Consider the following 17,639-nt stretch of genomic DNA (forward strand, 5'->3'; position numbering starts at 1 on the left):
TTGTAGCAGTTGGTCAAGCAGTTCAGGTTGAAAGGTCATGTGTTTCTATCTCTGGTTCAGTAGTTCATTAGATCTCAACTTCTGACCTTTGACACACTTCAATTTACAATCCCAATCCAAGTTCGCTGCCTAATTGAGCTGCAATTTGCTTAGCATCTGCGTCATCGCTGGCATAAAACATCGTGGCTGCTTCCGTGCCGTATTGTGGGTTTGCCATCGTTTCCCAACCAATCTGGTTAAAGATTTTCACAACCTTTGCGCCGGGAAACCATGCTGCAACTTGCTCACCACCGGATTGAGTTGAGTTCACGGCTGCATCAAGCTGATTGCCCACGAGGGGATTAGTGCAATCGAGTAACACTTTGCCATCCACAGTGCCGAGAGCTTCAACCACTTCGGGCATTGCTTCCCACGTTACGGTCAGAACAATGACATCTGCTTGGGTTGCTGCATCCGTCAACGTTGTAGCTTGAGCATTCGCTCCAGTTTCTGTAAGCAAGGCTTGCACTTTTGGAGCATTGACATCACGCACACCAAAAATTACTGTATGTCCTTGCTGTGCCCAAGCCCGACCCAGCGTACTGCCAACACTTCCCGCTCCTAGAATAGCTAATCTCATCCCTACAGTCTCCATTGAATTGACAAGCATCAAACTTGACTAGGGCGACGTTCAATTCCCTTTACTAAAACTTCTGGATGAACATTGTGAGGAATTGCCCAACCTCTTTCCCAGAAATAGATATTGATTTCAACGGTGTTATCAGCAACATCCCAACGCACAACCTTGCCGTCTTTGATGGTTAGCAGCATCGTCTCAATCGAGGTTCCTTCTCGTCCAGTCGGTTGCATCCCCATAAACACTTCAGCGTGCTTCCAATCAAGACAGATGGTGAAGAAAGCACGACCATTACCAGCCGCATCGATCGCCTCAAATTCGTCCACCAAATCAACCCGCGATTGCAAAGCACTAACAAATTGAGCCGCCCATTCTTTCAGGGCTTGTCGTCCGTGAATATCGCGACCCATTGTTGAATTGACCAAAACATCTTCTGCCACCAGAACATCCCAGCGATCGAATTCACTGAGTTGAAAGGCATCGTAGAGTTCCCGAACAAATGGATATTGGGTAGTCATTGGCATTACCTCAAAACTGTCTGGAGGCTCCATTAGGTTGCGCTCCTTGATATTCAAGATATTTTGTCTACAATCTTTTGAGAAGAGGCTGAACTTCACTTCTTTATCCACCTTTTTTCAATGGTTGCCCATGAAAAGTTTGTCTAATATGCTGGCGTTCGTGCGGGTGGCAGAAGTGCAGAGCTTTGCTCAGGCATCGAATGTGTTGGGATTATCAACCTCTGCTGTCAGCAAAGCTGTTGCCCGTTTAGAAGCGGACTTGGGCGTTAAGCTGTTTCATCGGACAACTCGCAGTATCAGCCTGACCACAGACGGCGTGCGCTTCTATGAAGGCTGCCAACAGGTGTTGGGAGAATTAGAGGCGCTTGAAGCTGAAATTCAGGGAAATCGTGTGGCACCCAGAGGACGCTTGACTGTCAGCGTTTCACCTGCATTTGGGCGAGTTTGCTTAGTGCCCATGCTTAAGGGATTCACCCAAGCATTTCCAGACATCACGCTAGATATTTCAATGGACGATCGCCTTATAGATCCCGCTGAACAGGGGGTTGATGTTGTGATTCGGATAGGCAACTTGAATGACAGTGCAAGCCTGATTGCCCGCCAACTGGTTACTTACCCGTTGGTGGTTTGTAGTTCGCCCTCGTATCTTGAACAACACGGGACTCCCCAGCATCCCCGTCAACTTCAGCAACATACCTGTTTGAATTTTCGCAATCGCTCAACGGGGCGCTTTTATTTATGGTCTTTTGCTGTTGAGGGCAAAACTGAACAATATGCAGTGAGCGGCTCCGTTGTGTTTGATAATGCAGACGCGATTGTTCGTTCCGCGATCGCTGGATTGGGCATGAGCCAAATGCCTGCGTACTTAGCATCTGAAGCAATTTTTAGTGGCAATTTGGTAGAAGTCCTCAGCCCCTATCGTCCCCCAGAAATTCCGGTATGGACTTGCTATTTGAATCGACGTTTTGTTGCCCCTCGAATTCGAGCATTTGTTGAATTTATAGCCGCACAGAAGGAGAGGTTGACAGCAATGACTACCCTGTGAGCAAATCTGTATTGACTACCCCTGATCGCCAACAGACAAAATCTAAACGACAACTACCCTCAGAAACGAAGCAGCACAACGGATGAGATGAGCGGCAGTAGTAGCATTGAACTCAAAATTAGAGCTGATCTGTCCGCTCCATCTCAATTGTTATACGGTGACTATTTGCGTTCCGGTATAGCCATCCGTAATCCTAGCCCAATCAAAACACTTCCTGAAAACCACTTCATGAAGCCAGCAATTTGTGGTTGTCGTGTCAAGCGATCACCCAAACCACCCGCAAAATGACCAATCATTCCATAAATCAGTAAGCACAGAGCCGTAAAAGACAGCCCATAAATTAGCATTTGTAAAGCTACATACCCCACCTGAGCATCTACAAATTGAGGCAGAAATGCTATGAAGAATAGAATGCCTTTGGGATTGAGAATGCTAGTAGCCATCCCCTGCCAAATAATACTGCCTCGTCTAGTCGGTCTAGCCTCATTACCTACAGGTATTAGAGACTCTCTGCTCAACAGAGTACGAACTCCTAAATAAAGCAGATAGGCTGCACCTGCATATCGGATAACTTCAAATGCTGTTGCAGATGCTTGAAGGATGGCTGATAACCCAAGCACTGCCAAGGCTGTATGAACGATATAGCCAATACAAACCCCAAATGTTGATAGAAGTGCGACTCCTCGCCCCTGAGCAATACCACGAGTACTGACATAAATGATGTCTGGACCTGGTGTACAGATCATTACAACCGCAGTGGTAAAGAACAAAGCTATGTTTGAGAGTGACATAAGAATTACTCCTATTTGAGCTGCGTCACATGCAATGCAGCTATCCTGAATGGGTTGGTGTTTTTTTAGCTTCCTACTATTGGGCGATTTGAGAATGTTCGGAACTCATAATCTGTTAGCTTTCCTGCTATCGAGCTTCTTACTCTGGATTACCCCTGGTACAGATACAACGTATATCCTGGCTCGAAGTATTTCACAGGGTCGTCAAGCAGGGCTAGTATCAGCACTGGGGATCAGTAGCGGAGGCTTGGTCCACACCCTCTTTGCTGCGTTTGGTTTATCTGCGATTCTAGCAACCTCAGCTTGGACATTTACGACTATCAAGTTTGCTGGAGTTGCATATTTGATCTATCTGGGTGTGCAAGCTTGGTTGAGAAGGTCTAAACCTCTATCCACACTAGACATTAACTCAATGAGCAATTGGCAAATTTATCGCCAGGGAGTTGTAACCAATGTTCTTAATCCTAAAGTTGCAATTTTCTTTCTCGCATTTCTCCCGCAGTTTGTGAACCCAGCAGCAGGTCTTGGTGCATTACCATTTTTATTATTAGGTGTTTTGTTTGTTACCGGTGGTACGGTTTGGTGTTTAATCATTGCTGGATTTGCGGCAGCAGCAACGAACACTTTCAGGAGAAATGAGAAAGTTTTAGGTTGGTTAGAGCGGGTGACAGGGAGTGTATATATTGCGTTAGGGTTGAATCTGATAAGAAGCAAATCCCAGCCGACGTAAATAGGTAGTCAGTCTACTGGCTCAAGCTAACAACGCAGTGGAACGGACATGCAGGGCTTCGGGCTTCGTTTTGGTTATATCTGTCGCCGCTCATTTTAGCCGTTATGCTGCAAGTCCTTGTTTGAAACGGCTCTTGAAGCTTATCTACTGGCGTTTAGGTTTAAGTTGCTTTAAGGTTATTGGTGAGAGGTCATAGAGCTAGGGGTTAAAGATTCTTGGCATAGCCATTTCCATGTTGTAGCAGCGATGATGTAGAAGATGAGTCAGTGCAGCAACCTAGAACTTAAAGAAGCTTCGAGCCAAGATACTGACTTGCTGCTTGAGCTAATGTCAGGCTTCAATCAAGAAGAAAACATTAATTTTGATACGGAAATTTATCGAGAGCGAATACATGTTGCATTTAATTCGCCTCAACTTGTGAAGATTTGGATGATTGTCGTAAACTCATGTACTGTCGGTTACGCGACTTTGACTTTCACTTTTAGTTTTGAGTTTGGCGGAATCATAGCGACAATTGATGAAATCTACATTGCTTCTGAAGAACGTGGTAAAGGCTTGGGAACAGCAGTTTTAGAGCTTTTAGTACAAGAGGCGATACTACGTGGAGCAACAACTCTAAGTGGTGATATCTCTGATGAAAAGCCCTGGCTCTCGACTTTTTATGAGCGTGCTGGCTTTGAGCGCTACCCATACCGTCCCTACTACAAGCAGTTATGATGACTTCAGTTGCAACCAGAAAGCAGCCCCATAATATGCTTGGAGCGGACTGAAGCGAAATTTTGGTGAGGATGGGAAGTCGTAGAGCATTGGGGGCAGGGTGATGCTCTCGGATTGATGCAGCAGTTGGGTATCGTTTTCTTACCAGGTCCGAAACTGTTGCTTTATATCCTGAAGGGAGTTGTATCGAAGCTGTTGAGGAAAGACTGAAAGCAACTAACAGCAGCAGAACAACCTCAATGCATCCGACACCGAGAGGTTGCCTGTAAGTATTTGAGGTCATCTGCGGTGGGTGATTGAGAACGTTCGACGGCCGGAGGGCGTAGCATGGTGGATGATCTAACGACGAGGCGACTGGTGATGGCTGCGGTGGCTGGGCCGCCGGCAGACCAACCGGAGCGTGCGAACGGGTTTGCTTGCGGCGGGCTAAAAACCAGCCAGGTTTGGCAGGGGACGTGCGGGTGGTCGAAGCCGAAGGAAAGCCATCAAGTCGTGCTGTTCATCAGGAAATGCGAGCGCGGCGTGTTCGAGGGCGTGATCTGGTATCCGACGCTAGGGGACGGGCTGATGACGGTCAGCGGCAAGACCAGCCCGGACGGGTCGGTTCTGTTCACCGAGGATAAAGTCCTCTATGGCGAATTGACACATACACGCCCAGGCGTGCTCGCTGGGTCGAAGTTCACGGCCAAGCTCAGCTGCAGCACCCTCGAGGGAACCGGCGAGTGGTCGGACCCAAAGACCGATGAGCGGGTCGCCATGGAGATCGCCCTGAAGTTGGCAGAGTAACTCTGGCTGGGCGGCCGCAAGCCACGCCGAACTAAACGCTGCACCTGCCGGCGGGGCGTGTAAGCATTCTTCGACCCCAGCGCACCGGTGCCCCGCCAGCAGGTGCGCTGTGTCGTTAGACAGCTTAGTTATTGGTAGAGACTAATGTACAGTGCCAAATTGAATGGCATCGAGACAAATTCATGTCGCTGAGTAAAACCCTCTCTATTAAGAATCACAAAGAAAGTTCGCTTAGCGACCTAGCAGCAGGTCATTAGGATCGCCAAGCCGGCTTTAGGCAGAAAAGTAAGTCAGGTTTAGCTTTGCTTCTTGAACGACATCAATATGTCTCCACGACAAATAAAAAGTCACTGTACAGGAAAGCTACAGTCCTAAGCAAGATAATATTTATCGAGTTCAAAATCCAGGTTTTATCAGGGGTTACCCTTCTGACAAGGAAATATTCGTGCCAGATCTGACTAGGGTTGATTATTTCAAACTTGAGCATTAAAGCTAAAAGGGATTGTGACAGGATACGTGCGAAAGCCTGCAAGATAGTCCTCAAATACCCATTTCTACGTTGGCTTTTAGGGCTGGATGGCATGAAGTTGGGATTTCTGAAACTGCTTCAGAGCAGAGCTTTCAAGCTCATCTTGCAGAATTTCGCACGTATCCTGTCACAATCCCAGTAATGGCAGGAGATCCGTCTATGGGTCTCCTATTTTTTATTGTGTTCCTAGCTGCTTTGAGCTTTAGGAATCCGCAATAGCCAGCACGGTCGAGTAAACCCCACTAGACCTTTACCCCTTCAAGAAGTAAACGAGTGCCGCAACGCTTACCGTGACTCTTATGTCCGGGTTGTCGGATTTGACAACATCAAGCAGTGCCAGGTTCTCAGCTTCATCATCCACAAGCCAGGTGGCGGCAATAACTACCGCTACTAAGGGATCAGTTGCTGACTAATCTGTAAAAGTGAGGGGAAGCGCAGCCTTGCCACGCTTCCCCTCACTTTTACAGATTAGTTATTAGGGGTTAAAAGATGGGGAATTGGGTGAATCGGCTTCATCCCTCATTTTTAGCCAGCTTCTTAACTCACCTGCTAACCATTCAACTTCCGCAGAGGTTCGTACTCCCCAACCAAACTTATACTGTGTCTTTTCAAGCCGGAGCAGCAGATGAGGTTTTCGAGCGGTGTAAAGGCTCTTTGAAGAGGGCTTGAGATACGTGGTAACGGGGATATCTCTGGCGATCGCTTGATAAGCACCCCACCGTTTCACCCGTTTGAAGTGGAGAGTTTCATAGATAAAAAAGACTGATTGGCGATCGATCCTCAGTCGAATTTTGCCGAATAAGGCGTTGTAGAGGGCGATCGCTAATCCGCCTGAAAGGGCGATCGCTAGACATAAAATTTCGAGATAAACATCTTGCTGAGATAGGCTGAGAGACCCATACCAGTGTAGAGGTATCCAACATGCCCAAAGTGGTGTCACCAGCGACAGCAAGGAAAGACTCAAAAATCCTATTCCTTGAGGTGGAACAAGAATTTCAAATACATCAGGAGTTTTGTGTAGAACGATGTTCGAGTGAGGAAGTGATTTGGTGATTTGGGAAGTGTGAGAAGGTTCAGCAGGTTTAAGTTTTGGTCTACTTTGATCTGTTTTTAGTGCTTCCAGTGCTTCTACAGTAGAAGGTAAACGTCGATTGAGGCTGGGTTCTGTCATCCACTCCAACCAATCTGTAAAGTTAGGACTTAGATGAGCGGCTTGACGAAACTGAATCTGCAACCCATCTTCCAATAGTTCAGTAGGATGGTGACCTGTTACCAGAAAAATTAATGTTGCGCCCAAGCTGTAGAGATCTGAAGCCGGAACTGCTCGCCCACCAAACTGCTCCGGTGGCATGTATCCATAGGTTCCAACAACAGTAATGGTGCCGCCTTCTTTCGCCGCGAGGTTTTGTACGGAACCAAAATCAACCAGGTAAACCTGACCTGCATGATTGCCAGAACGGTTAGTTAGCAGCACATTGCTGGGTTTGATATCCCGATGAATGACGGGTGGTGATTGATCATGCAGATAAATCAAGATCTCCAAAAGGGATGCGGCTATTTGCTTTACTTCGGTTTCATCGAACGTTCGCCCTGCTCTCAAATGTTCTTCTAATGATCTTCCTTCTATATAACTTTGCACCAGGGCAAACCCTTTGTAGGTTGGCGTGTTGATGTCGAGGTAGTCAAGGTAGCGAGGAATTGCCGGATGGGAGAGCGTTTTTAGGGTTTGGGCTTCTCGTTCAAACAGCTTTAAGTCTTGCCAGTCAAAATCTCTGCTTAGCGCCAACAGTTTAATCACAACGTGCTGTTGAGTTTGCAAATCCTGAGCAAGCAGCGTTTGTCGTCCATTTCGCTTACTAAGCTGTTGCAGGATTTTGTAGCGATCGCCCCACACCTTTTCTAACGCGGACAGCTTTTCAGATCTATCGGAGGCATTATCAACCATTCGTCTACTTCCTCCGACTAATGCTTTCGTACCACTGCGCGAAACCGCGCCCAGACATTCTGGCAGCTAATCCAGCAATTACAACACTTGGAATGCCAACGGCTAATAAAATCCATCTACTAATCATCCCAGGCTCAACAAGTGAACCTGCAAGAAGAACGAATCCAAGGCTGCCAATTAGCATGGTGCTGATATTAGTCATTGTCTGGCGATGTAAACGAGCATCGGTGAGAGGATAGAAGCTTAACCGCGTTTCAACCCCCAAGACAACTCCATTCACAAACCCCAATGCCATTCCTGCCATTACCCCAAATGCCGCTCCTGCTAAAGTACCCCAGACTGGCACGATGCTGGTACCCATCAATCCACCAAACACTAATCCTGTCACGCACCCCATTCCCAGGTTTTGAAGGAGCGAAATTCCCATGATCGTGAGAGTTGGGATAGGAAGGGTTTGGATGGGAGCAGGTTCATAAGTTTGGAACTGAGGATGTTCCAGTGCTTCCAGAGCAGCTTGAGCAGACAAAAATCGTAGTTTCAAATCTGGCTCGGTCATCTGAGTTAGCCAATCTACGAAACTGGGCGTGGGTGGAAAATGAGCAGCCTGTTCAAACTGAACCCGTAAGTCTTGTTGTGGTAGGTCAGCAGGATGTTTCCCAGTGAGTAGGGCGATCGCCGTTGCCCCTACTCCATACACATCAGAAGTCGGAACCGCCCGTCCGCCAAACTGTTCAGGCGGCATATAACCATAGGTTCCGACTACTGTAACCGTTCGCCCTTCTTGAGTTGCTAGCGTTTGTACAGAATCGAAATCTACCAGATAAATCTCACCGATGCTGTTGCCGGTGCGTACTGCTTCGCAGATACCGCAAGGGTCGCCCAGAATGATATTGCTCGGTTTAATATCCCGATGAATCACGGGTGGCTTGCGTCCGTGCAAGTATTTCAAGATTTTTAACAGAGACTTCACCAGCTGTTTGATTTCAGGTTCAGTGAAGGTGCGTCCCGCTTTGAGATAGTCCTCGAGCGATCGCCCTTCCACATAGCTCTGGATTAGTGCTAACTGTTTCGCATCCGGCAAATCAATCTCAAAAAAGTCAAGATAACGCGGGATATTTGGATGAGATAGCGCTTTCAACGTTTCTGCTTCTCGTTCAAATAGCTTCAAATCGTCCCACTCAAAGTCGTGGTCAAAAGTTAACAATTTGATCACGACCTGTTGGTTTTCCTGCCGGTCATGAGCCAGCAACGTTTGCCGTCCAGCATTTTTGCCAAGCTGCTGCTGAATTGCGTAGCGCCGTTGAAGCAGATCGGAAATGTTGTCCATATTTTACCTCTGTTGAGGAATGGAACTTGTGAACGGGCGATCGCCCCTTCCCTCAACTTTATAGGGTTCAAGCTGGCGAAGCTGTCATATGCCGCCACATGATCGCTATAAGCTCTGCTCACAAACAGTTGTAACAGCAGCAAAGCGACCGCATTCATTAATGTTGTAGCGCGATCGCGTCCTTCTGCATTAGCTGACATTGCCTAACGTATCGACTCACATTGGTAATGTCACTCGATACGTTAGGCAATGCTTTGCCAAGCAAAGCGAATGCTGGGGTGGAGTTGCATAAACCTTAATTTACGTGAAAGCAGATCAGGCTGCGGAAATTTGAGCGATAAGGTTGAATCAACGCTTAGCGACGTAGAGCCGAGCGCCTCCCCTGACCATGAGTGAAGATCAGCCCGATGCTTTGTCTACCGCCGTCTCGACTGATATTGTTCAATCAACCACTGAGAAGTCTGCCGAGTTTGTGCGGTGGATTGCCGAGCTGATCCAAAAGCGCAACTGGTTTACGCTGCTGCTGTTGCTTGATGTTGCCCTATTCTTTGGCTTCAAGCGGGAAGGCGGCATTATCATCGGCTTTTTTCAGCGGTTTTTTGCTTTGGATCTGCCGCTTTGGTATGCAGATGTTTTTTGGATGGTGCTAACAGGCATCTTTATCGCTGCGATCGCCGTTGCGGTCAAAACGATGCCCCGTGCCGCCAAGCTGGAAGTGCAGGAGGGTGGTGAGCGCAAAGTCATCAAAGGACTGCGATCATTCACAGCTGAAGATGCCGATATGTTTGAAAAGCTGCAACGTTCTGATGCGGTTGCAGCCTGCCTGGAGTCGCTTCAGCGGCGGGAATTTCGCTTTGGCGTGCTGATGGGTGAGTCGGGCTGTGGCAAGACTTCGTTTTTGCAGGCGGGCATCTTGCCAAAGCTAAACCGGGCATCAACGTGTCACGGCATCTATATCAAGTTCAGCGATCGCGATCCAATTGAGATGGTTAAAGAGGCGTTGGTCAAAGCCGTACTGGATGCAGAACCGCGACTCAATCGAGCTAAAACCGAATTGGTGCCTTTGTCGAGACTTCTAATCGCGGCTCCGCAGGTGCTTAAAAAGCCCGTTGTGCTATTTTTTGACCAGTTTGAGCAGTTTTTTGTGCATCAGCGGCAGAAAGCCGATCGCCAACCGTTTGTTGATGCCTTAACCGCCTGGTATGAGGCAAAACCACCCGCGCCGCTCAAAATTTTAGTCGGCATTCGAGCCGATTTGCTGCATGAGTTGTATGAGCTTCAGCGGACGATGGGCTATGTGCTGAGCCGCTATGACGTGTTTAAGCTGGAAAAGTTTGAGCCAGAGGCAGCCGTCGAAGTGCTGCGGGTGATTGCTGAAACTGAAGGCTGGGAATTTGACCGCAGCTTTGTCACCCGGCTAGTGAAGGAAGACCTCACCTCATCCGAAGGCAAAATCTCACCCGTTGATCTGCAAATCTTGGCAGAGACGGTACGCAAACAGCCCTCAACCCGACGCGCTTTCACAGAAGCAGCCTATCGGCAGATGGGCGGATTAGAAGGCTTGCTCAATCGCTATCTCGCAGAAACGCTAGAGGTCTTAAAGCTAAATAATCTCTATCAAGCCGCGATTCAGGTGCTGCTGGCACTGATTAATCGAGAGCAAAATCTGAGAGCGGGTGTGCTGACGCTGGCAGAGCTAGAAGACAAACTTAAAGGAATTGTCAGACCGAATGAGCTAAGACAGGCGATCAACTGGCTTGCCTCCGGTGAAGTGCGACTGATTACGGCGATCGAGCGACAGGATGCGACAGGCTATGAGCTGGCCCATGAGCGGATTATTCCGGCTGTGGTGCGATTGGCAGGGCAGGAGCTGAAAGACGCAGAGCGAGCCAATCACCTGCTCGATCGCCGCGTCAATGAATGGCTCGGCAACGGTCGCAGCAGCCGCTATTTGCTCTCCTGGCGTGAGCTGTGGCTGCTGCGCCAGCAAAAAGCCTATCTCGTCTGGGGCACCAACCGCAGAGACAAAGAGAAACTGCTTAAACAAAGTTGGCAGCAACTCCAGCGATGGGGATGGGCAGCTTTCACCACGTTGATACTGCTCCTGTCAGGCTTCCTGCTCTGGCTTAGCCCACCGGGGCAACGCTGGCAAATGCAATCGCAACTGATCAGCTTAAAGCAAAAGGTGTCCGATGAGTCTCGCCAGCGGACAGCCGTTGCGCTAGCAAAAGTCGGCAATCAACAAGCTTTCCAGGTCATTAATTCCATCAACAATCCATCTGACAAGGCTGATGCTTTGAGTACGATCGCTGAGGCATACAGCCAGCTCAATCAGCCAGCCGCCGCAAAATCTCTGCTAGAGCAGGCCCTAACCAGCGCTGAGCAAATCGATCATCCATACCCCAAAAATCAGGCTTTGAGTGCGATCGCTGAGGCATACAGCCAGCTCAATCAGCCAGCCGCCGCAAAATCTCTGCTAGAGCAAACCCTAACCAACACTGAGCAAATTGATCATCTATCCGACAAGGTTTGGGCTTTGAGTGCGATCGCCAAAACTTATGCAGAGCTAGAAGACTGGCGGCAGGTCAACCGCTCAGCCGCTTTATGCACCAGCAATGACTGTAAAGCTCAAGTTCTATCGACTGGTCTAACCGTTCGGGCAGAACAACTGCACCCAGAGCTGAAGGAGGAAGAGGAAGAGGGGTAGATGGGTTGTGTCGGATAGGGGTAGGGTGAGAGTTTAGATTCGCTCTTGTTGCTACTAATCCAGCGATAATCCACTTTAGAGAACCACCCAAGCTGAAGCCTGAATTATGCAAATGGGGTGTAATCAGGATGTGTGCCACGAAAGATGGAAATGCTGGTCTTGTAAGCAGTACAGAAGATGGTTCTATTAAGCTATACAGATTTGACTTGCTGCTGCGGGGCGCAACTACTCAACAAAAGAATCAGGGGTTCAGCCTCCTAAACTCCTCAAAAGTAGGCGATGTACTACCCATTTCTGAGTAGTACTTAGTCCTCAACTAGTCCAAACCTGTACTATCAAGAATTTCATGGCACAGTATCTAGAGGTGTCTGAGGGTGATAAGCAGAGGGCGATCGCCCTCTCTATCTTGACCCTCTACCCACAGCGTCAAGGTGCTTTCACGATGAACAGCCAATGGAAGCGGGTTTTAATTCCTTGTGCGATCGCCGCTGTTCTCATGTTGGGCATTTCCTACGCTGGCATTCAATACTTTAAGAGCCAGGGCATCTGGTATGACGATGAGGGGAATGCACACGCGGATATCTGGGTTTAGGAGTAGGGGCGATCGCTGTCTACCCGTAAATAGTCGCTTGCACCTAGATTGGGCGAATGAATCGACGGTTTGCTCGTACAAAGCAAATTTGGTCATTTGCTCCAATGGTGACCTTAAGCCAAGGTCTCCCTCGTGTATCGGTTACAGTGACAAAGCCAGCGGGATTCGAGTTAGCAGATAACACAGCACCATTTTGGAATCGCCGTACAGATGTCCAACTGCTTATGTCAAAGCGTGGCAAAGTAGCACTTGGGTCAGCCCATTCTGCTGGCATCTGATTTGACCAACGACAATTCAGTCCGTTTGGATCAGTGTCTGTAACCTGCCAGGTGGAATGATCGGTACGAGTTACAAAATCGCCGTTGGAATTAGGTTGAGGAATACCGTTTTGGGCAACTGCATTTGTCGGAGTAGAGAGCACACCAAATAATACTAGTAATGCAAGACGTTTCATCTTAGTTCTCTTCTAAGTTCTAAAGTAATAAAGTCTTGAAGCTAAATGGCTATAAGAAGTCATCATATGACATCCAACCTTTCGTCTGGATGTAGCGGATACCAAGTCCTAACAAGCTTTCTAATGCTGGTAGCGATCGCCAGATCATTGAACAGCGCTGGGGCATTGGCAGCGCGGATGGCTATAAGCAATCGTTGGGTAAGGTTGCTCGGTCGGTCAACCTAGCGCGGAAATGGCTTCGCAAGCGGGAGACGAAAGCCCTTGCCCAGCTTCGCTGTAGAGATGGAGAGTCTTGTTGATTCGTGTGCAAATTGCTGGATTAGCTCTAAATTGCACACGAATCAAAAGATGCAAGCACACCAGGCATTACTCAAAAAAATCGCTTCTCTAAAGTCGCAGCAGGCAGCGACCAGAGAGCAGGGCGATGTGTTGCTGGACTGCTGGATTGCTCAATCAAAGCCCAGCGGCACTGCCAGAAGTGATAATGCTCACTAGCGCAGCTAAGGAGCCGTAAAGTGCAGTTTAGCGGGAAGAAGTCGAAGTATCTGAAGGCTGCTGAGGTTGGGCAGTGTGAGGAGGCGATCGCCCGTGGCAAGAAACTGAATCGACTGGAGCGAGGGATTGAGATGCTACGGCAGAAGGTTGAGAAAATTGAGCGGTTGGATAGATAGGTGGGGCGATCGCCAGAGTATCCCCTATCGCTTAAATCTTTAGCTGTAATTGGACATGGAATGAATTAGCTGTGAATAATACATTTATCCCTTGAAGAAGTATGGGTTACGCTGCGATAGCCCACCTTGCAAATTGTCTAAGTTACACCCTTTCACCTCACGATCTTGCTTGAGTTGGGGAATATGCAACCTTTTTTTCGAAGGTCCTGGGAATTCACTTTCTATGGTTGCTAGGTCTTAACTTAGGGTTGGTTGCGATTCTGATTTGACGTATTGGAAGGTTTTTGCGGCGATCGCGCTCCAGATAAGGCTTTGAAGGATTAATTAAACCACGGCTGAAGCTCTGTTGCGGGTGAACACCCCAACGGTGTTTAGACGCAGCTAAAAGCACTGAACAGGCACGAAAAAAGCCTCAGCAGCAATGCTGAGGCAGGTGTCTTATTGTCTTAGCCTTCCCTTGGCAGAAGGGGCTGTAACGAAACCTATGTGGCGCTCACACCTCTTAGCAGTTAAACCTCAGTCAGTTACCAGCTGATGCTCACTCACCCGACCTTCAGCATCAAGCCGGAGTACCAACCACTCGGAGTCAATCCTCATCAATCCTCGCTCTGGACCCAACCAATAGACCAGATCATAGTCCTGAAAGTAATTCGTCTTGTCAGGCTCCCCTAGGAGGGCGACGACTTCGGGACGGCTCTTACCTGCCAATGTATGCTGCCTAGCAGATCATCAACCATGCACCCGCGTACAGCGGCGGGAGAGCCGGACCGTGAACGGTCTTGCCAATCGGTGGACTCAAACCGTTTACTTTCGCAGCGATCCAAGGGCAACGGCAGCAATGTTTGGCGCAAGGCAGGCAGCCCAAACATTGCTGCAACCAGCAGGCATCCAACGACAGAACTGCTCACTAGCACTCGACGGATAGACAGTTCAACAGGGAGGATACGATTGATCATGTAGATCTAAGCAACTGAAATCAGCCTTGCAAATGAGGTTACGTAGGTACTTCAAGCCTACCTGTAGAGTTTTCAGAACTCTTTGCAACACAATCACTCCAAAACAAAGCCCTAGCAGTGTTACTAAGTCTTTGTCCGTCTAAGAGGAGATCACGGATTGAGACAACGAGGATCTTCAACTTCAAGTCAAAGTAAGCTTCTCAATCATCAAAACCTGACAAGAGCCCGAACTTTTTGCAATTTTGCAGTCGCCATCCCAACTAGACAAACTGAGCCCTTTTTCTCATCCTGGCATTGTCTATCCGTGTCTTTTCTGTATGAGCTTTGCAAGATAAAACTTGCAGGTTGTCCAGGGTCGTTCGACCACCTTCCGACATGGGTTTAATGTGATCGACTTGAAAGTCCCGTCGCATCTGACTCTTAAACCCACTTGCAGCACAGGTGATGAATCCGTTTGCATCTGTATATTTAGCAAATACAGCATCTTTAATTTCCCTGTACTCGGCTGGGTCTATTTCCCGAATTTCAACAAGTGAGAGAGTATCGAGCGGTACTGATTCGGGGATTACAGTCGGTTCACTTACGTTCAAGCCAGGGTAGAAACCAAGCAATTTGTTGATCTCAATGTCTACCTGTTTCTTGAAATATAAGTAGTTGTACCCAAACAAAACTTGCCAGAAGGATGTGCTGTCATTCCATAAAGAGTCAAGATACTCTTTCTCCTGTATGCGGTCTAATTTCTGCTCAATCAAGTGCTTTGCCACAATTGACAAGTCGCATTTTCGGCGTTGACTGAAAGCGATAAATCCTGGTTCTGCTTGTTTTTGTGCGTAGAATCGCAAGATATTTTCGATATCGGCGTCTCTATACCCAATCAAGAATGGATAGTCAGGGAAATACAGTTCTTTTGTAAGTTGTAGGAGGTACTTAAGCTCCTCTTCAGTCAGGAGCTCCCTGTTTCCAACATCAACGCTCTTAAATAGGGCGGCTAAATCATTGACGAAGCAATCGTAGGCTTCTTCAGTGTCAGTGTAGATAAGCACATCGTGGTTCCTGGGCATAGACTCGTTTGACTCAGACGACTCAAGAATTGAAAAGCAGTAAATGCCAACAGGAACCCGCTTCAAAAAATCCAATTTTTCGATGGTAGTGGTGTCGATAGAGTCGTCCATCATCCGGGCAAACTCTTCAATCTTCTCAATGGAAATAAGTCGGGCAATCCTTTTTGCTGTCTCGGTAGGGTTTATAGGAGGCTCACCTTCTTCAATGTGAAGCTTTTCGGGATTCACCCAATTAATCTTGTCTTCCCAATTATCGATGAAGCTGACGACATAGGCTTTGTCAGTTCCACCTGCCTTCTGTCCTCGCAAAGCTCTACCAATCATTTGGGTCATCAAAATGGTAGAGGTGGTTGGACGGGTCAGGAAAACAGTCTGAACGTTTGGAAGGTCGGTTCCCTCGGTCAGCATCTCTACGTTGATGAGAACCTCAAGCTCCCCCCTTTTGAACCGCTGAATCTTCTCTCCGTTCTCCTTGGGTGAAACCTTCGCGTTGGTTGCTCCATTTACAAGCTCACCAACCACAAAGTCAGAGTTGATACCTCTATGTTGAAATACTGCGTTTAGTGCGATTGCATGGGCTACATCAATGGCGAAAACCAACAATGGTTTGTACTTTTCGCGGTTCTCAACATAGTGGTCAACAATTCGTTTGTTTCGGACACTGGACATTGCAAGCCTTTCGGCAACTGCTTTAGGGAGTTTGTCAAATGCCTCGATCGCTTTGATATCCTTATCAGTCAATTCCCGGCAAAAATCTAGATTTGTCTCCAGACTTTCAAAGACTGGCTCGGACAGGATACCTCTATTGACTAACGTTCTTAAGTGTTCTGAAAAGATAATGTCTTGAGGAAACACATTCTTCAAGAGCCCTTTTTCGCTCTCATTTGTTCTAAATGGAGTGGCTGATAATCCCAGCATTTTAAAACCACTATGGATTCCTCTCTTTTGAAAATCCTGCTTGATGGCATTAATCAGGTTTCGGTAGGTCTTTGCTGTGGCATGATGTGCCTCATCAAGCACCAGCAAAATTGAATCGGTTTGCCTAACCCAGTTGTCTAAAAGGTGATTCAAACCGCCGTTGAGGCTGTCCTTGCTAGCAATAATGATGTCATCGGTTGGTTGGATGTTAACTGGACGATCGTGCTTTGGATGCCCGGAAATCACACGGTATCTAAAATTTCTAACGTTACCTAGCAATGATGAGTAAGCACTGAGTTGTACGGTCTCAAATGCCTGGTTGAGCAGTTCGTGGCGATGAGCAATCCACAAAACCTTCTTCCTCTGATCGATGAAGTTACGCAGGAGCCAGTGAACGGCTGTTAGAGTCTTTCCGCCGCCTGTGGGCAAAACTAGCAAACCTTCAAACGACGATTTGTTCTGCTCATCCAGCTTTCGGATCGCTTCGTTCTGATGGGGATAAAGTTCTCTAGGGCTTTTGCCTACAGCGACCTGGATCTGACCTGCGTACTCAACTTGAACAGTCTTCATAGTGCTGTAAATCTGATAATAGCTGTGAATTCTCGGTCTGTTCAACCGCTCATACGCTTGCAGCACCTTCGCTTCACAGTATTCCCAAAGGATAAGAAGCTGTCGAGGTGTAGAATTGGAATTCTTGAAAACTTCTCGCATCAAGGAACTTCTACCTTCAAGTCGAGTACCCAGTTCTGATAGTTTCCTTGTTTCTGCCAAAAATCACCACGTCGATCGAGCGGTCGTATAATTTCCTGGTAAAGCGATTTCCACCTTCATCGTCCTGAGGTTGACCTGCATGACGGCTGAACTAACAACGACTGCAAACTACCTCGATGTTCTTCAACAGACAGTTGTGGCGTATCGCTCTGGCAAGCGCGATCGCCCCGATCCTGCTACGGTCGTTGCGGCCTTGCTGCAAGCTGAGAAAGCCGCCAAACGGAAGCGATCGACCTACCCGCTAGAGTCGCTATTGGGGCAGTGGCGATTGTGCTTTACAACGGGAACTCGTAAACTCCGCCGTAAGGGTGGAATTGCCCTCGGCAAAGGTTTCTACCTGCCGCGCTTCAGTCCGGCGCAGATCAAATTTGAGCAGACGGCGATCGCATCTCCACTCGCCGCGAGCAACCAAATTCAACTCGGCGGCTTCAAGCTGAGATTCACCGGTCCAGCGAAGTATTTGGACAAGAAGAATCTGTTGGCATTTGACTTTACCCAAGTGCAG

17 protein-coding genes and 2 pseudogenes are annotated in these 17,639 nt (G+C 48.0%); 11 read left to right on the forward strand and 8 right to left on the reverse strand.

Features of this window, described 5'->3' with window-relative positions:
- Positions 1 to 103 precede the first annotated feature (103 nt).
- Together H6G00_RS28905 and H6G00_RS28910 are read right to left on the reverse strand one after the other, a co-directional pair.
- The gene (locus H6G00_RS28905) at positions 104 to 619 is read right to left on the reverse strand and encodes an NAD(P)-binding domain-containing protein (RefSeq protein WP_190799365.1); all 516 of its coding nucleotides are present in this window, start codon (positions 617 to 619) and stop codon (positions 104 to 106) included.
- 29 nt (positions 620 to 648) lie between these two features.
- Positions 649 to 1,134 carry an ester cyclase gene (locus tag H6G00_RS28910; protein WP_190799366.1) on the reverse strand — a complete coding sequence of 162 codons (486 nt, stop codon included), beginning with the start codon at positions 1,132 to 1,134 and terminating at the stop codon, positions 649 to 651.
- Positions 1,135 to 1,264: 130 nt separating this feature from the next.
- Here H6G00_RS28910 and H6G00_RS28915 point away from each other — a divergent pair, with 130 nt between their 5' ends.
- A complete protein-coding gene (locus H6G00_RS28915) occupies positions 1,265 to 2,179 on the forward strand; it encodes a LysR family transcriptional regulator (RefSeq protein ID WP_190799367.1) in 915 nt (304 codons plus the stop codon).
- 161 nt (positions 2,180 to 2,340) lie between these two features.
- Here H6G00_RS28915 and H6G00_RS28920 read toward each other — a convergent pair whose 3' ends face one another.
- Complete coding sequence (locus H6G00_RS28920; RefSeq protein WP_190799368.1) at positions 2,341 to 2,970, reverse strand: LysE family translocator; 630 nt, start codon at positions 2,968 to 2,970, stop codon at positions 2,341 to 2,343.
- A 94-nt stretch (positions 2,971 to 3,064) separates the two neighbouring features.
- Here H6G00_RS28920 and H6G00_RS28925 point away from each other — a divergent pair, with 94 nt between their 5' ends.
- The 4 genes and pseudogenes from H6G00_RS28925 to H6G00_RS28940 form a co-directional block, all read left to right on the forward strand.
- Positions 3,065 to 3,700, forward strand: coding sequence for a LysE family transporter (locus H6G00_RS28925; RefSeq protein WP_190799381.1), 636 nt, complete (start codon positions 3,065 to 3,067; stop codon positions 3,698 to 3,700).
- Positions 3,701 to 3,958: 258 nt separating this feature from the next.
- Complete coding sequence (locus tag H6G00_RS28930; protein ID WP_190799369.1) at positions 3,959 to 4,417, forward strand: GNAT family N-acetyltransferase; 459 nt, start codon at positions 3,959 to 3,961, stop codon at positions 4,415 to 4,417.
- Between the two features lie 327 nt (positions 4,418 to 4,744).
- Positions 4,745 to 5,203, forward strand: coding sequence for a hypothetical protein (locus H6G00_RS28935; protein WP_190799370.1), 459 nt, complete (start codon positions 4,745 to 4,747; stop codon positions 5,201 to 5,203).
- Positions 5,204 to 5,988: 785 nt separating this feature from the next.
- Positions 5,989 to 6,126: pseudogene (locus H6G00_RS28940) on the forward strand (ribulose bisphosphate carboxylase small subunit); the annotation flags it as partial.
- A gap of 81 nt (positions 6,127 to 6,207) precedes the next feature.
- On the opposite strand, the gene H6G00_RS28945 reads toward H6G00_RS28940, so the two are convergent.
- Positions 6,208 to 7,677, reverse strand: a complete 1,470-nt coding sequence (locus H6G00_RS28945) for a serine/threonine-protein kinase (protein ID WP_190799371.1) — start codon at positions 7,675 to 7,677, stop codon at positions 6,208 to 6,210.
- A gap of 4 nt (positions 7,678 to 7,681) precedes the next feature.
- The gene (locus H6G00_RS28950; protein ID WP_190799372.1) at positions 7,682 to 9,004 is read right to left on the reverse strand and encodes a bifunctional serine/threonine protein kinase/MFS transporter; all 1,323 of its coding nucleotides are present in this window, start codon (positions 9,002 to 9,004) and stop codon (positions 7,682 to 7,684) included.
- A 388-nt stretch (positions 9,005 to 9,392) separates the two neighbouring features.
- Here H6G00_RS28950 and H6G00_RS28955 point away from each other — a divergent pair, with 388 nt between their 5' ends.
- The gene (locus H6G00_RS28955) at positions 9,393 to 11,711 is read left to right on the forward strand and encodes a tetratricopeptide repeat-containing protein (RefSeq protein ID WP_190799373.1); all 2,319 of its coding nucleotides are present in this window, start codon (positions 9,393 to 9,395) and stop codon (positions 11,709 to 11,711) included.
- Positions 11,712 to 12,057: 346 nt separating this feature from the next.
- Entirely contained in the window at positions 12,058 to 12,303 is a 246-nt protein-coding gene (locus tag H6G00_RS28960) for a hypothetical protein (protein ID WP_190799374.1), read from the forward strand.
- A gap of 43 nt (positions 12,304 to 12,346) precedes the next feature.
- Here H6G00_RS28960 and H6G00_RS28965 read toward each other — a convergent pair whose 3' ends face one another.
- Positions 12,347 to 12,757 (reverse strand): hypothetical protein, encoded by a 411-nt coding sequence (locus tag H6G00_RS28965; RefSeq protein WP_190799375.1) that lies wholly within the window; start codon positions 12,755 to 12,757, stop codon positions 12,347 to 12,349.
- Between the two features lie 348 nt (positions 12,758 to 13,105).
- Between H6G00_RS28965 and H6G00_RS28970 the strand changes: the two genes are divergently transcribed.
- Positions 13,106 to 13,252: a hypothetical protein gene (locus H6G00_RS28970; RefSeq protein ID WP_190799376.1), complete on the forward strand. Its 147-nt coding sequence runs from the start codon at positions 13,106 to 13,108 to the stop codon at positions 13,250 to 13,252.
- A gap of 20 nt (positions 13,253 to 13,272) precedes the next feature.
- On the forward strand, positions 13,273 to 13,428 hold the full coding sequence (locus H6G00_RS28975; protein WP_190799377.1) for a hypothetical protein: 156 nt from the start codon (positions 13,273 to 13,275) through the stop codon (positions 13,426 to 13,428).
- Between the two features lie 516 nt (positions 13,429 to 13,944).
- Here the strand turns inward: H6G00_RS28975 and H6G00_RS28980 are convergent.
- Positions 13,945 to 14,136: a hypothetical protein gene (locus H6G00_RS28980; protein WP_190799378.1), complete on the reverse strand. Its 192-nt coding sequence runs from the start codon at positions 14,134 to 14,136 to the stop codon at positions 13,945 to 13,947.
- 61 nt (positions 14,137 to 14,197) lie between these two features.
- On the opposite strand from H6G00_RS28980, the gene H6G00_RS28985 reads away from it, so the two are divergent.
- Complete coding sequence (locus tag H6G00_RS28985; protein WP_190799379.1) at positions 14,198 to 14,353, forward strand: hypothetical protein; 156 nt, start codon at positions 14,198 to 14,200, stop codon at positions 14,351 to 14,353.
- Positions 14,354 to 14,644: 291 nt separating this feature from the next.
- On the opposite strand, the gene H6G00_RS28990 is transcribed toward H6G00_RS28985, so the two are convergent.
- Positions 14,645 to 17,074, reverse strand: a complete 2,430-nt coding sequence (locus H6G00_RS28990; RefSeq protein ID WP_347278239.1) for a DEAD/DEAH box helicase family protein — start codon at positions 17,072 to 17,074, stop codon at positions 14,645 to 14,647.
- 139 nt (positions 17,075 to 17,213) lie between these two features.
- On the opposite strand from H6G00_RS28990, the pseudogene H6G00_RS28995 reads away from it, so the two are divergent.
- Positions 17,214 to 17,639, forward strand: a pseudogene (locus H6G00_RS28995) (hypothetical protein); the annotation flags it as partial.

This window comes from Leptolyngbya sp. FACHB-541 (assembly GCF_014695875.1).
GTDB lineage: Bacteria > Cyanobacteriota > Cyanobacteriia > Elainellales > Elainellaceae > JAAUTN01.

Coding starts and splice junctions, on each gene's coding strand:
- H6G00_RS28905 (WP_190799365.1), bottom strand. CDS start 619: ATGAGATTAGCTATTCTAGGAGCGGGAAGTGTTGGCAGTACGCTGGGT.
- H6G00_RS28910 (WP_190799366.1), bottom strand. CDS start 1,134: ATGACTACCCAATATCCATTTGTTCGGGAACTCTACGATGCCTTTCAA.
- H6G00_RS28915 (WP_190799367.1), top strand. CDS start 1,265: ATGAAAAGTTTGTCTAATATGCTGGCGTTCGTGCGGGTGGCAGAAGTG.
- H6G00_RS28920 (WP_190799368.1), bottom strand. CDS start 2,970: ATGTCACTCTCAAACATAGCTTTGTTCTTTACCACTGCGGTTGTAATG.
- H6G00_RS28925 (WP_190799381.1), top strand. CDS start 3,065: ATGTTCGGAACTCATAATCTGTTAGCTTTCCTGCTATCGAGCTTCTTA.
- H6G00_RS28930 (WP_190799369.1), top strand. CDS start 3,959: ATGAGTCAGTGCAGCAACCTAGAACTTAAAGAAGCTTCGAGCCAAGAT.
- H6G00_RS28935 (WP_190799370.1), top strand. CDS start 4,745: ATGGTGGATGATCTAACGACGAGGCGACTGGTGATGGCTGCGGTGGCT.
- H6G00_RS28945 (WP_190799371.1), bottom strand. CDS start 7,677: ATGGTTGATAATGCCTCCGATAGATCTGAAAAGCTGTCCGCGTTAGAA.
- H6G00_RS28950 (WP_190799372.1), bottom strand. CDS start 9,004: ATGGACAACATTTCCGATCTGCTTCAACGGCGCTACGCAATTCAGCAG.
- H6G00_RS28955 (WP_190799373.1), top strand. CDS start 9,393: ATGAGTGAAGATCAGCCCGATGCTTTGTCTACCGCCGTCTCGACTGAT.
- H6G00_RS28960 (WP_190799374.1), top strand. CDS start 12,058: ATGGCACAGTATCTAGAGGTGTCTGAGGGTGATAAGCAGAGGGCGATC.
- H6G00_RS28965 (WP_190799375.1), bottom strand. CDS start 12,757: ATGAAACGTCTTGCATTACTAGTATTATTTGGTGTGCTCTCTACTCCG.
- H6G00_RS28970 (WP_190799376.1), top strand. CDS start 13,106: ATGCAAGCACACCAGGCATTACTCAAAAAAATCGCTTCTCTAAAGTCG.
- H6G00_RS28990 (WP_347278239.1), bottom strand. CDS start 17,074: ATGCGAGAAGTTTTCAAGAATTCCAATTCTACACCTCGACAGCTTCTT.